This window comes from Sphingopyxis sp. SCN 67-31 (assembly GCF_001725095.1).
In genome coordinates this window covers 20,767-33,798 of the sequence record NZ_MEFH01000078.1, presented here as the reverse complement: position 1 = coordinate 33,798, position 13,032 = coordinate 20,767, and the positions used below count along the sequence as shown (strand labels likewise).

Below are 13,032 nucleotides of genomic sequence, written 5' to 3'. Positions count from 1 at the left end.
CGGGGCGGGGAGCGTCGCAAGTTGACCGGAACGTCAATCGCGCATCGTTTCGGGCACGCGCCGGCCGGCGCGGACGCGCGAGACGTCGCCGACCGCAAACTCGGCGCCGGCGACGGTCAGCACAAGGTCCGCGCCGCCGCCCGCAAGCCCCGGCAGCAGCCCGTTCGCCGGCAAAGTCAGCAGCCGCAGCATGCCCGGCTCCCGCCCCGGATCGCCACCGCCCATCGTCGGCGCGGCGCGCTCTGCCAGGTCGCGCCACAGCGGCTCGAAGAAGGCGCGCGCGGGGGCGGACATAAGGCCGGGGTCGCGGCACCAGCCGCGCTGCGCCTGTTCGAACGCCTGCCGCAGATAGGCGCCGATCCACAGATCGGCCCGCGCGTTGTGGCGGGTCAGCGGCAGCGTGAGGATGTCGGCACGTGCCTCGCCCGTCTCCGGATCGGTCGCGTGCGTTACGTGCGTCCAGCGGATCGCGTGCAGCGCCGCCATCACCGCGCTGGCATCGGCGGCGGAAAAATCCTGCCGGCCTGCCGTGTCGCGGATAATCGCGATGATCTCCTCGGCGCGCGCGCGGGCGTCGTGGTTGGTGTGCGCCGCCTCGGCCAGTTCGTCGCTGGCGCCGGCGGGCAGGGCAGCGTCGGTTGCCAGCCCGCCGAGCCGCGCTTCGAGCAGGTCGGCCATCGCCAACATGCTCTGCCAATCGAAGGGGTGGAAGGCCGGGTCGGCGATGTCATAGCCCTCCGCGCCCAGCGCGGCGACCCAATCCTTCGGCGTATCCGCTGCTTCGCTTTCCGATTCGCCCGGTGCGGCCTCGATCACGTCGACCGGCCATTCGGGAAAGGGCTCGCCGTGCGGCGGATCGCGCGGCGGCCCGCCCTCGGCAAGGTGCAGCACGAGCGGCGCGCTCGTGGCCGGATGGCGGAAGAAAGCGAGCGAGCCGTGCCGCGGTCCGAGCCCACCCCACAGCGCGGCGGGCAGCGCGTCGCAGGCGATCTGCGCGACGAAGACGGCGTCGACGCTATCGATCCGCGGCCAGTCGAGCGACGCGGGCAGGCGCGGGCGGCCGCCGATGCGGCTGCTCGTCGAGATCGCGTCGCGCAGCGGGACCTGCGGGACGAGGCGCACGACGACGCCGGCGGCTGCCAGCGCGGCCTCGTCCGACGTGTCGGCTATCGGTGTCTCCGGCGGGACGGCTGAGGCGTCGGCGGCGCGCTGCTCGACCGCGGCGATCTGCGCTTCGAGCGCGGCCGCGTCGAAATGATCGGGCGGCGCGCTTTCTTCGCCGGCTTCGGTCGCGTGCGTCGATTTGATTCGCGCGAGGCGCGACGGCGCCATCGCGATCGCCGGCTCGTCCTCGCGGGTCCGGCCCCGCTTCGCGAACGGCCGCTCGCGCGGCTCGCGCGGTGCCGGCGCACGCGGCGCGGGCTCGGTCTGCGGCCGTCGCGCGCGCAGGACCAGGAACAGGATCAGCAGGAAGACCAGCGTGACGCCGGCCAGCGTCAGCGCCGCCGATTGCAGGTCGCTCATGGCCCATCTCCACATCAAACGCCCGGCCGGCCGCGGGGCCGCGACAGCTTAGGCGAAGGAGTTAAACAGGAGGTAAGCGCTTTCCCCGACCGGCCATTTACCCTGGCAGCCAGCCGGCCAGTTCGCGCCGGACGAGCGCGGTCAGCATCGCGAGGCCCGCCGCGTTGGCGTTGAGGCAGGGCAGATAGGCGAAATCGCGACCGCCCGCGCGCTCGAAGGCCTGCTTGCCGCGAATCGCCAGTTCCTCCAGCGTTTCGAGGCAGTCGGCGGCGAAGCCGGGGGCGAAGACCGCGACGCTGCGGCCTTCGCCGCCCAGCCGTGCGAGCGTCGCCTCGGTTGCGGGTTCGAGCCAGCGGGCGCGGCCGAAGCGCGACTGGAAGGCGACCTCGACCGGGCGGCCGAGCGCGTCGGATAGAAGTCGCGCCGTCGTCTGGCACTGGTCGTGATAGGGATCGCCGAGCGCGCGCGTCCGCTCGGGCATGCCGTGGAAGCTCGCGAGCAGCACGTCGGGCGCGAAGTCGAGCGCCGCCAGCCCCGCTTCGACCGATGCCTTCAGCGCGCCGATATAGGCGGGGTCGTCGGGGTAGGGCGGCAGGAAACGCAGGCTCGGCTGCGCGCGCAGCGTCGCCAAATGCGCGCCGACGGCATCGACCGCGGTCGCGGTCGTCGCGCCGCAATATTGGGGATAGAGCGGCGCGACGAGGATGCGATCGCACCCTGCGGCGATCAGCGCGTCGATCGCCGGGCCGATCGCCGGCTCGCCATAGCGCATCGCGTAAGTGACCCGCGCCGCCGGGCCGAGGTCGGCCTGCAGCGCGTCGGCCTGTGCCCGCGTGATCGCGGCGAGCGGCGAGCCCGCATCGCTCCATATCAGCCGATAGGCGCGCGCCGATTTCGCGGGCCGCGTGGTCAACACCGCGCCGCGCAGGATCGGCTGCCACAGGATGGGCGGGATTTCGACGACGCGCCGGTCGGACAGGAATTCGGCCAGATAGCGGCGCACCGCCCCCGGCTCGGGCGCGTCGGGGGTGCCGAGATTGACGAGCAGCACGCCGATGCGCGCGCCGCTATGGCCGGCCGGCGGCGTCACAGCGGATGCGCCGACAGCGGCAGGCGACGGATGCGGCGGCCCGTCGCGGCGAACATCGCGTTGGCGACTGCGGGGGCGACGACCGGCACCCCGATCTCGCCGATCCCGCCGGGGTCGCGGTCGCTGTCGATGAACTCGATCAGGATCTGCGGCGTCTGCGACAGGCGCGGCAGGCCGATCTGGTGCAGCTTGCGCGCTGTGGCGAGGCCGCCTTCGTAATCGGTCGTCGCGCCGACCGCGGCGGCGAGGCCGAAGATCAGCCCGCCCTCCACCTGCTGCCGCGCGATCGCGGGGTTCACCAACCGCCCGGCATCGACCACCGCGACGAGTTGTTCGACCTGCAAGCCCTTGTCGCTGGCGCGCGCGGTCGCCATCAGCGCGATATGACTGCCGCGCATCGAATGGCAGGCCAGTCCCTGCGCGGTGCCGGCGAGGCCGCCCTCCCAGCCGCCGAGGCTGGTCGCGGTGAGCAGGCAGCGTGCGAGCAGCGGCGCCTGCCCCAGCATCGCCATGCGATAGGACAACGCGTCGGCCCCGGCGCGCGCCGCCATCTCGTCGACGAAACATTCGGTGAAGAAGGCGGTGTAGCTGTCGGCGTTGCCGCGCCAGCGTGCGGTCGGCAGGCCGATGTCGGCGGGGCAATGATCGACTGCGCGATGCGGAATGGCATAGACGCCGCCCGCACCCTCGACCGCCGCCGCGTCGACCCGTCCCGCGGCGTCGCGCTGCGCGACGTCGGCGGGCGTGCCGTCGAACAGGCGGGCGCGGACCTCGTGATTCGTGGAGGGCACGGCGATCCGCGCGACGAGCGCGTCGATGCCGCCCGCCGCGTTGAGCGTCGCGGTCATCTTCGCGCGCGCGGGCGCACGCGGCATGTCGCGCATGATCTCTTCGGCGCGTGACCAGCAGAGCTGGACGGGACGCTTCACCTGCCGCGCGATGATCGCCGCCTGCACCGCGACGCTGTGGTCGAGGCAGGCGTCGAACGATCCGCCCGCCATCATCGGGAACAATGTCACGGCGGCGGGGGACAGACCCGTGGCGCGCGCGATCGCGTCGCGGCACTGCGCGGGCGCCTGCGTCGCAACCCAGACGCGCAGTCGGTCGCCCGAAGGCGCGGCGGTCGCGGTGCGCGTCTCGATCGGGGCGTGGAGCGCCGGAGCGACGAGATAGTCGGCGGCGATCCGCTCGCGGCCCGCCATCGCGTCCTCGACGTCGCCCTTGCGCGCGATGCGAGAGCCGTCGCCCTTCAGCGCGGCGGCGAGCGCGCGGTCGATGCCGTCGCTGGAAATCGGGGTTCCGCCGGTTTCGAACTCGGGGGCGAAGCGGTCGAGCGCGCGGTTCGCGGCCCACCAGTTGCGCGCGACCGCGGCGACCCAGCGCTCGTGCTCGACGACCGACAGCACGCCGGGCGAGGCGAGCCCCGCCTTGCGGTCGATGCGCTTCAGCCGCGTCGCGCCGAACGGTCCCTGGCGGATCGCGGCATAGACCATGTCGGGCAGGCGGATGTCGCCGGCGTAATTGGCCGACCCATCGACCTTCGCCGGCAGGTCGAGCCGGGTGAGATCCTTGCCATAGAGCGGGTCGGCGCTCGACGCGCGATAAACGGGCTCGGCAGGCGGTTCGAGCAAGGCGGCGGCAGCGGCCAGCTCTCCAAAGGACAGTTTCCGGGCGCCGAGGGTGACGAAGCCGTCCTGCGTGTCGCATTGCTGCCAGTCGGCATCCCAGCGCCGCGCTGCGGCCATCATCAGCAGCGCGCGCGCCTGCGCCGCGGCGTCGCGACACGGCGCTTCGAACATGCGCACCGACGAGCTGTTGGCGGTCAGCATCACCGCGTGGCGCACCGCCCATTCGCGCCGCGCCCAGCTGCGCACGTCGGCGACGAAATCGGGGACGCCGGTGCGCGGCATGAAGGCGGCGCTATCCTCGTCGACGACCAGCGTGTTGGTGTAGAGCGCGTTGATCGGCGCGGTCTCGACTGCGACCGTGCGCCAGTCGGCGCCCAGTTCGTCGGCCATGATCTGCGGCAGCAGCGTGGTGACGCCCTGGCCCATCTCGCATTGCGGGACGATCGCGCTGATATGCCCGTCGTCGCCGATCTTCAGGAAGGCGTTGAAGACATGCTCGTCGGGCGCGGCGGTCAGGTTGGGGCGATAATCGCGCGGCCACACCGACCAGGCGAGCGCCAGCCCGCCCGCCGCGGTGGCGCCGACCAGCAGCGAACGGCGGCTGACCGGCGGCAGGCGCCGCCCCTTCGTGTCGATCGTGTCGCGAATGCCCGCCATCGCCGCTGCTGATAAGCGGGGCGCGGCGGGGAGGCAAAGGCTTTCGGGGCGGCTTTTATTCCGGCCATCCCCACGGCGCGGGGGGCGGGGGCACCGGCCGGTCATAGTCGAAGGCGACGCGGAACAGGCGGCCCTCGCGCCGCAGTTCTTAGACATAGCTCGAATCGCTGGTCTCGACGGCCCAGACGTTGGTCGTCGACGCGTGGCTTCCGGTGCGTCCGAACAGCGCGATCGATTCGGCGTCGACGGGATATTCCTGCCGCGTCGCGGTGCCGGAGGTCGCGGTATCGCCGCCGTACATCGTCGTCTCGTCCTTCGATCCGTCGGCGTGGCGATGGTCGTGCTTCAGCCGCAGGCCGGCGTCGGTGCGGGTGATAATCCAGGTGCGCGAACGGTCCCAGCCGCCGTCCTCCGCCAGCCCCTCGATATGGAAGGGGATTTCGATCCGGTCGGGGGTGCAGCGGCGGAAATGAACGATCATTGCCTTGTCGCGCATCGCGGCGTCGGCCTGCTGGTCGCTGACGAGGCGCCCGGCATAAGCCTTGCCGCAATGGTCGGCGAGCGCGGCGAAGAAGACATCCTGCGGGTCCGCCTGCGCGGGCGAGGCGGCGCAGGCTGCGAGCGCGGCGGCGGCCGTGGCGGCAAAGAACGGCTTCATGTCAGCGAGTCCCCCTGTCAGGCTTCCTATTTCAACAGTCCCAGCCGCGGAATTTCAACCTTCGGGCAGCGATCCATGACCACGGTCAGCCCCGCCGCCTCGGCGCGGCGCGCGGCGTCATGGTCGATCACGCCGATCTGCATCCACACGGCCTTCGCGCCGTGGACGATCGCCTCGTCGACCGCGGCGCCGGCTTCGGCGCTGTTGCGAAAGATGTCGACGATCTCGGCCGGCGGTTCGACATTGGCGAGCGTCGCGACGACCGGTGCGCCGTGGATCGTCGCGCCCGCGTGGCCGGGGTTGACCGCGATCACGTCATGCCCCTGGCGGACGAGGAAGCCGAGCACCTCGTTCGAGGCGCGCGCCGGATTGGGGGAGGCGCCGACCACCGCGATACGGCGCGGCCGGCTCAGCAACTCGCGGATTTCGCCTTCGTCGTTGATCGCCATCTAGCGGCCTTTCCGTGCTTCGAGCCATGCGGCGACGCGCGCCGCTATCGCGTGGAACGGCTCGCCCTGCGGGTCGGTTCCGGCGGCAGGCGGGACGCCGCCGTCGCTGGCGAGGCGGATGCCCATCGCCAGCGGCACCCGGCCCAGGAAGTCGAGCCCCATCTCCTTCGCCGCCGCCTCGGCGCCGCCGCTGCCGAACGGGTCGCTCACCCCGCCGCAATGCGGGCAGACATAGCCCGCCATATTCTCGACGAGGCCGATGATCGGCACCTCGACCTGCTCGAACAGCGACACGGCGCGCGCCGCGTCCATCAGCGCCAGGTCCTGCGGGGTCGAAACGATCACCGCGCCCGCCGGCTTGTGCTTCTGGATCATGGTCAGCTGGACGTCGCCGGTGCCGGGGGGCAGGTCGACGACCAGCGTGTCGACTGCGCCCCAGCTTGCGTCGATGAGCTGTTCGAGCGCGCGCCCGGCCATCGGCCCGCGCCACGCGATCGCCTGCCCCGGCGCGGCGATCTGCCCGGTCGACAGCATCGGCACGCCATAGGCATTGTCGACCGGCACCAGCTTCGACCCGCGCGACGCGGGCTTGGCATCCTCGCTGTCCATCAGCCGGGGCAGCGACGGGCCGTGGATGTCGGCATCGACCAGCCCGACCTTGACCCCCAGCCGCCGCAGCGCGACCGCCAGATTGGCCGCGAGGGTCGACTTGCCGACGCCGCCCTTGCCGCTGCCGACCGCGATGATGGTGAGCGTCTTCTTTTCGGCGGTCATCGCGACGCGGACTTCGCGCACTCCCGCTTCGTTCAGCAGCGCGGCGCGCACTCTGTCCTCGAGCGGCTGGCGCTCGTCGGTGGCAAGGCCGGTGACGTCGAGGACGACCGCGAGCAGACCCGTGTCGTCGAGCAGCCGCAAGCCCGATGTGCGCCCCGCCGACGCCTCCGCGGCGGTGGCGGTCAGGCGGGCGATGTCGGGGGCTGGGTCGGTCATGTCCAGCGCAGATAGGCATGATGGGCCGGATTGCCAGCCATTTTATCCAGACACCCCCTGTTAATCGCGCCCGCCGCCCCTATAAATGCAGGCATGAGCAATGGCAGCGATGGCAACATGGAAGGCCGCGCCCCCGGGGGAGTGCGGCAATTTTTCCATCAGATCAGTCAGATGGCAAACAGTCCCTGGGGCAATGGCCCCAAGGGGGGCAAGGATGACGGCGGCGACGGCAAGCGGCCCGGCCCGCGCAATCCGTGGGTGACGCCCGACCCGACCGACCCGCTGCGCGGACGCAAGCCGCGCGGTCCCTCGGCGCTCGACGAGCTGCTGCGCAAGGGACGCGGCTTCGGTGGCGGTGGCGGCTCGGGCGGCGGCGGCGATGGCGGCGGCTTCGACGTCGCGATGGCGGCGCGGCGCTGGAAATGGGCGATCGTCGCGGTCGTGCTGGTCATGGTGCTGCTGTCGATGGTGCATATCGTGCCGCCCGAAAAGGAAGGCGTCGTCACGCGGCTCGGCAGCTATTCGCGGACGGTCGGCCCGGGCGTCAAATGGACGCTGCCGCCGCCGCTCGAGCGGATTCGGCTGGAGGACGTGCGCGCGATCCGCACCATGCCGATCGGTTCGCCCAACGCGACCGACGAGAATTTCGTGCTGACCCGCGACCAGAGCCTTGTCGACCTCGCCTATGAGGTCCGCTGGTCGGTGCGCGATCCCGAACTCTATTTCTTCCAGCTCGCCGACCCCGACGGGACGATCCGCGAGGTGGCCGAAAGCTCGATGCGCGCGACGGTCGCCAATTTCGACCTCGTCCAGGCAATCGGCCCGGGCCGCGTCGAGATCGAGGCGCAGGTGCAGCGGCGGATGCAGGATCTGCTCGACCAGTATCGCGCCGGGGTGACGATTCAGGGCATCGCGATCCGGCAGGCCGATCCGCCGAGCCAGGTCGACGAGGCGTTCAAGGAGGTCACCGCGGCACGGCAGGAGCGCGAATCGGCGATCAACCGCTCGCGCGCCTATCAGCAGCAGGTGCTCGAACGTGCGCGCGGCGACACCGCGGCGTTCGACCAGATCTACGAACAGTACAGGCTCGCGCCGGGCGTGACCCGCAAGCGGCTCTATTACGAAACTATGGAGAGCATTTTGTCGAACGTCGACAAGACGATCGTCGAGGCGCGCGGGGTGACGCCCTATCTGCCGCTTAACGAAGTGCAGCGCCGCCTGAACAGCAGCGAGGCCGACGCGGCCGCGGCGCCCGCGAAGGGAGGCCAGTGATGTTCGAATCGCTGATGCGCAACCCGCTCCGCCTGCTCGTCGGGCTGCTCGCCTTCCTCGTCCTGCTGTCGCAGACGCTCGCGATCGTGCCCGAGGACAAGCAGGCGCTGATCCTGCGCTTCGGCGAGATCGAGCGCACCGTGAACCGCTACAAGTCCGGCGAGCAGTTCGGCCGGTCGGGTGCCGGGCTCGTCGTGCGCGTGCCCTTCATCGACGGCATCCAGTATATCGACAAGCGCGTGCTGGGCGTGAACATGGAGCGCCAGCAGGTGCTCTCGACCGACCAGCAGCGGCTGCAGGTCGATGCCTTCGCGCGCTTCCGCATCACCAACCCGGTGCGCATGTACACCGCGATCCGCTCCGAGGAACGGTTGCAGCAGCAGCTCGCGACGATCCTCGGCTCGTCGCTGCGCAACGAACTGGGCAAGCGGACCTTCGCGACGCTGCTGTCGCCCGAGCGTGGCGCAGTGATGGACAATATCCAGATCGCGCTCAACCGCGAGGCGCAGAAGTACGGCGCCGAGATCATCGACGTCCGCATCAAGCGCGCCGACCTGCCTGAAGGGGCGACGCTGGTCGCGGCCTACAACCGCATGCGGTCGGCCCGGCAGCAGGAAGCGATCGCGATCCGCGCCGAGGGCGAGAAGGAAGCGCAGATCATCCGCGGCAACGCCGACGGCGAGGCGGCGCGCATCTATGCCGCCAGCTTCGGCAAGGACCCCGAATTCTATGATTTCTATCGGGCGATGCAAAGCTATCGGCAGACCTTCCTGGGCGAGAACAACCAGGGTGGATCGTCCTTGATCCTGTCGCCCGACAATGAATATCTGAAGCGGTTCCGAGGGGGCTGACACCCGCTGCCCGGCGGCGGGACGGTCGATGAACGGGATGTGCAACCGCCGTTCATGTTCAATTGCCGTTCAGCCACGCGGTCGCAGACAACCGCCGCCGGGGCCACGGGTTTTTCGTGAGAGAAGAGGATTTGCGATCGTGCGATATGTTTATGGCATCACTTCGGCCTTGCTGGTGGGCGGCACGGCGCTGGCGCTGGTCACCCAGTCGCCCGTCGGGGCGCAGGTTGCGCAGAACGAGCGCAGCGAAATCGCCAAGGCCGTTCCGCGCGCCGGCGCGCCCGAAAGCTTCGCCGACCTCGTCGAGCAGCTACAGCCCGCAGTGGTCAACATCTCGACCAAGCAGGAGGTTACACTCGGCGTCCGGCTCAATCCCTTCGCGGGCACGCGCGAGCCGATCACGCAGGAACAGCAGGGCGGCGGCTCGGGCTTCCTGATCTCGACCGACGGCTATATCGTCACCAACAACCACGTCATTTCCGGCGGCCCGCGCGGCGAGGAAGTCAACCAGGTCACGGTGACGCTGACCAACCAGAAGGAATATAAGGCGCGGATCGTCGGCCGCGACGTCGCGTCCGACCTCGCCTTGCTCAAGATCGACGCGACGGGCCTGCCCTTCGTCAAGTTCGCCGACGGCAGTGCGGCGCGCGTCGGCGACTGGGTGATCGCGATCGGCAATCCGCTCGGCCTCGGCTCGACGGTCACCGCCGGCATCATCTCGGCGGTCCAGCGCAACCTGGGTCAGGGCGGCGCCTATGACCGCTATATCCAGACCGACACCGCGATCAACCGCGGCAATTCGGGCGGCCCGCTGTTCGACCTCAACGGCAATGTCGTCGGCATCAACAACATGCTGATCTCGCCGGTCGGCGCGAACATCGGCGTCAATTTCGCGATTCCGGCCGAAGCGGCGATCCCGGTGATCAACGCGCTGCGCTCGGGCGAGAAGATCGAGCGCGGCTACCTCGGCATCGGCATCGCGCCGGTCGACGAGGACCTCGCTTCGGCGCTCGGCCTGCCCAAGGATCGCGGCGAGTTCGTCCAGCGCGTCGAGGAAGACGGTGCGGCGGCGAAGGCCGGGCTCAAGCGCGGCGACGTCGTGACCAAGGTCAACGGCAAGGATGTGACCCCGCAGCAGACGCTGTCCTACATCGTCGCCAACACCAAGCCGGGGACGCGTATCCCGATCGAGGTGGTGCGCGAGGGCAAGACGATGACCCTGACCGCCGTCGTCGGCACCCGCCCGCCCGAATCGGAGCTTGCCGGCGCCAATTTCGATCCCGAGGACGATCAGGCGCTGCCCGACGATCCCAAGGGGACCGCCGACCAGACGGTGCAGGATACGCTCGGCCTCGCGGTGCAGACGCTGACCTCCGACATCGCGCGCGCGGTCGGCGTCGATGCCGGCACCAAGGGGCTGGTGATTGTCGCCGCCGCGGGCAGCAGCGATGCCGGCCGCAAGGGGCTGCGCCGCGGCGACGTGATCGTCAGCGCCAACCGCACGCCGGTGACGTCGAGCGAGGCGCTGGCAAAGGTGCTGAGCGATGCGAAGAAGGCAGGCCGCGACGCGGTGCTGCTCGAAGTCCTGCGTCGCGGCGGTCCCTCCGCCTTCATCGCGATCCGCCTCAAGGGCAATTGACCGGCTCGTCCGGCCATCGAAAGGGGCGCCGCGATCCTCGGGTCCGGCGCCCTTTTTCTTTGCGCTCGCCGCGCGATGTTCCTATCATGTTCTCATAATCGCGAATCGGGAGATGACAGAATGATCGGATATGTGACGCTGGGCACGAACGACTTGGCGAGGGCCGCGACCTTTTATGATGCGATCGCGGCCGAACTCGGTGTGTCGCGGATGATGGAGTTCGATAATTTCATCGCGTGGGGCAAGGAAGGCGGCGCCGCCGGGATCGGCCTGACCCGGCCTTTCGACGGCAACCCCGCGACCGTCGGCAACGGCGTGATGGTCGCGCTGGAGGCACGCGACGCGGAGCAGGTCCAGCGTCTCCACGCCATCGCGCTTGCCAACGGCGGCACCTGCGAAGGCCCGCCGGGACCGCGCGGCGAAGGCTTCTACGCCGGCTATTTCCGCGACCCCGACGGTAACAAGCTCAACGCTTTCATCATGGGGTGAGGAACCTCAGGCGGGGGGGATTCCGGACATTTCCTTGTCCTCGTCGCCCCTGCCCTTCTTCGTCATCGTCGCCCGAACCACCAACAGGTTTGCCGATTGCCTGATTTCCGCCTCCGCTCTAGACCCGGCAGGGTGTCCAACGGGAAGGAAGAGACAGTGAGCGACGGCAGCGAAGCGACCGAAATCTATATCGGCCTCGGCGGCGGCGGAGCGCCCGACGGGCCGCGCCAGTCGCTCGTGCTCAAGCGCGCCAACCGTCACGGGCTGATCGCCGGCGCGACCGGCACCGGCAAGACGGTGACGCTGCAAGGCCTCGCCGAAAGCTTCTCCGCCGTCGGCGTACCCGTCTTCGTCGCCGACGTGAAGGGCGATCTGTCGGGCATGGCGATGGCGGGCAGCCCGACCGCAAAGACGCACGAACCCTTCGCCAAGCGCGCGGCGGAGATCGGCGACAGCGGCTGGGCCTATCGCGACAATCCGGTGATCTTCTGGGACCTGTTCGGCGAGCAGGGGCATCCGGTGCGCACCACCGTGTCCGAAATGGGGCCGCTGCTGCTTGCACGGCTGATGGGGCTCAACGAGGTGCAGGAGGGGGTGCTGACGATCGCCTTCCGCGTCGCCGACGAACAGAATCTGCTGCTGCTCGACATGGGCGACCTGCAGGCGATGCTCGCCTGGTGCGCGCAGAATGCCGACGAGCTGACGACGAAATACGGCAATGTGTCGAAGGCGACGGTCGGGACGATCCAGCGCCAGCTGCTGACGCTCGAAAGCCAGGGCGGCAGTCATTTCTTCGGCGAGCCCGCGCTCGACATTCAGGACATGATCCGCACCGACGATCAGGGGCGCGGCTATGTCAGCATCCTCGCCGCCGACAAGCTGATGGCGAGCCCGAAGCTCTATGCGACCTTTCTGCTCTGGCTGCTGTCGGAGATGTTCGAGACGCTGCCCGAGGTCGGCGACCCCGACAAGCCGAAGCTCGTCTTCTTCTTCGACGAAGCCCACCTGCTGTTCGACGACGCGCCCAAGGCGCTCGTCGACAAGATCGAGCAGGTTGTGCGCCTGATCCGCTCGAAGGGCGTCGGCGTCTATTTCGTCACCCAGAACCCGATCGACGTGCCCGAAGCGGTCGCGGGCCAACTCGGCAACCGCGTCCAGCACGCACTGCGCGCTTTCACCCCACGCGATCAGAAAGCGGTGAAGGCGGCCGCCGACACTTTCCGCCCCAACCCCAAGGTCGACGTTGCGCGCGAGATCACCGAGCTGAAAGTCGGCGAGGCGCTGGTGTCGCTGCTGATGGCCGACGGCGCGCCGTCGCCGGTCGAGCGCACGCTGATCAAGCCGCCCTGCTCGCGCGCCGGCCCGCTCGAGGTCAAGGAGCGCGCGATCATTCAGTCGATCTCTCCGGTCGCGGGCAAGTATGACGAAGCGGTGAATCGCGAGAGCGCCGAGGAACTGCTCGCCGCCAAGGCCGAACAGGCGCAGGCCGCCGCGATCGAGGCGAAGGCGCAGGCCGAGGCCGACAAGCAGGCGGCGCTCGCCGCCAAGGAGGAGGCGAAGCGCAAGGCGGCCGAGGAGCGCGAACGGCTGCGGCTAGAGAAGGCGGCGGCGCGCGAGGCGGCGAAACCCAGCTTCACGGAAAAGATGGTGCAATCGGCCGCCCGCTCCGCAGCAACCAGCCTTGGCCGCCAGGTCGCGGGCAAGTTCGGCGGGCAACTGATGCGCGGGATTTTGGGCGGGCTGTTCAAGTAGAGAAGCAGACCCGTCGCTTCCATCCCTCTCGAC

At 69.8% G+C, this 13,032-nt stretch carries 11 protein-coding genes; 5 read left to right on the top strand and 6 right to left on the bottom strand.

Annotated elements, in window-relative coordinates; genetic code table 11:
• Positions 1–33: 33 nt before the first annotated feature.
• The 6 genes from ABS88_RS16525 to ABS88_RS16500 form a co-directional block, all read right to left on the bottom strand.
• Entirely contained in the window at positions 34–1,524 is a 1,491-nt protein-coding gene (locus ABS88_RS16525) for a DUF1963 domain-containing protein (protein WP_067186146.1), read from the bottom strand.
• A 97-nt stretch (positions 1,525–1,621) separates the two neighbouring features.
• Complete coding sequence (gene hemH / locus ABS88_RS16520) at positions 1,622–2,614, bottom strand: ferrochelatase (RefSeq protein WP_286750173.1); 993 nt, start codon at positions 2,612–2,614, stop codon at positions 1,622–1,624.
• Positions 2,611–4,899 (bottom strand): xanthine dehydrogenase family protein molybdopterin-binding subunit, encoded by a 2,289-nt coding sequence (locus ABS88_RS16515; protein ID WP_286750172.1) that lies wholly within the window; start codon positions 4,897–4,899, stop codon positions 2,611–2,613. The genes hemH and ABS88_RS16515 overlap by 4 nt, the downstream gene beginning before the upstream one ends.
• A 148-nt stretch (positions 4,900–5,047) precedes the next feature.
• A complete protein-coding gene (locus ABS88_RS16510; RefSeq protein ID WP_286750171.1) occupies positions 5,048–5,557 on the bottom strand; it encodes a hypothetical protein in 510 nt (169 codons plus the stop codon).
• Between the two features lie 26 nt (positions 5,558–5,583).
• Entirely contained in the window at positions 5,584–6,006 is a 423-nt protein-coding gene (locus tag ABS88_RS16505; RefSeq protein ID WP_067110954.1) for a CoA-binding protein, read from the bottom strand.
• Positions 6,007–6,996: an Mrp/NBP35 family ATP-binding protein gene (locus ABS88_RS16500; RefSeq protein ID WP_286750170.1), complete on the bottom strand. Its 990-nt coding sequence runs from the start codon at positions 6,994–6,996 to the stop codon at positions 6,007–6,009.
• A 171-nt stretch (positions 6,997–7,167) separates the two neighbouring features.
• Here ABS88_RS16500 and hflK point away from each other — a divergent pair, with 171 nt between their 5' ends.
• From hflK to ABS88_RS16475, 5 genes are all read left to right on the top strand, one after another.
• Positions 7,168–8,268, top strand: coding sequence for a protease modulator HflK (gene hflK / locus ABS88_RS16495; protein ID WP_311880123.1), 1,101 nt, complete (start codon positions 7,168–7,170; stop codon positions 8,266–8,268).
• On the top strand, positions 8,268–9,119 hold the full coding sequence (gene hflC, locus ABS88_RS16490) for a protease modulator HflC (RefSeq protein ID WP_067110943.1): 852 nt from the start codon (positions 8,268–8,270) through the stop codon (positions 9,117–9,119). The genes hflK and hflC overlap by 1 nt, the downstream gene beginning before the upstream one ends.
• A gap of 139 nt (positions 9,120–9,258) precedes the next feature.
• The gene (locus ABS88_RS16485) at positions 9,259–10,758 is read left to right on the top strand and encodes a trypsin-like peptidase domain-containing protein (RefSeq protein ID WP_286750169.1); all 1,500 of its coding nucleotides are present in this window, start codon (positions 9,259–9,261) and stop codon (positions 10,756–10,758) included.
• Between the two features lie 120 nt (positions 10,759–10,878).
• Positions 10,879–11,247: a VOC family protein gene (locus ABS88_RS16480; RefSeq protein ID WP_067186135.1), complete on the top strand. Its 369-nt coding sequence runs from the start codon at positions 10,879–10,881 to the stop codon at positions 11,245–11,247.
• Between the two features lie 156 nt (positions 11,248–11,403).
• On the top strand, positions 11,404–12,999 hold the full coding sequence (locus ABS88_RS16475) for a helicase HerA-like domain-containing protein (protein ID WP_475282874.1): 1,596 nt from the start codon (positions 11,404–11,406) through the stop codon (positions 12,997–12,999).
• Positions 13,000–13,032: the final 33 nt, after the last annotated feature.

Coding starts and splice junctions, on each gene's coding strand:
- ABS88_RS16525 (WP_067186146.1), bottom strand. CDS start 1,524: ATGAGCGACCTGCAATCGGCGGCGCTGACGCTGGCCGGCGTCACGCTG.
- ABS88_RS16515 (WP_286750172.1), bottom strand. CDS start 4,899: ATGGCGGGCATTCGCGACACGATCGACACGAAGGGGCGGCGCCTGCCG.
- ABS88_RS16510 (WP_286750171.1), bottom strand. CDS start 5,557: ATGAAGCCGTTCTTTGCCGCCACGGCCGCCGCCGCGCTCGCAGCCTGC.
- ABS88_RS16505 (WP_067110954.1), bottom strand. CDS start 6,006: ATGGCGATCAACGACGAAGGCGAAATCCGCGAGTTGCTGAGCCGGCCG.
- ABS88_RS16500 (WP_286750170.1), bottom strand. CDS start 6,996: ATGACCGACCCAGCCCCCGACATCGCCCGCCTGACCGCCACCGCCGCG.
- hflK (WP_311880123.1), top strand. CDS start 7,168: ATGGCAAACAGTCCCTGGGGCAATGGCCCCAAGGGGGGCAAGGATGAC.
- hflC (WP_067110943.1), top strand. CDS start 8,268: ATGTTCGAATCGCTGATGCGCAACCCGCTCCGCCTGCTCGTCGGGCTG.
- ABS88_RS16480 (WP_067186135.1), top strand. CDS start 10,879: ATGATCGGATATGTGACGCTGGGCACGAACGACTTGGCGAGGGCCGCG.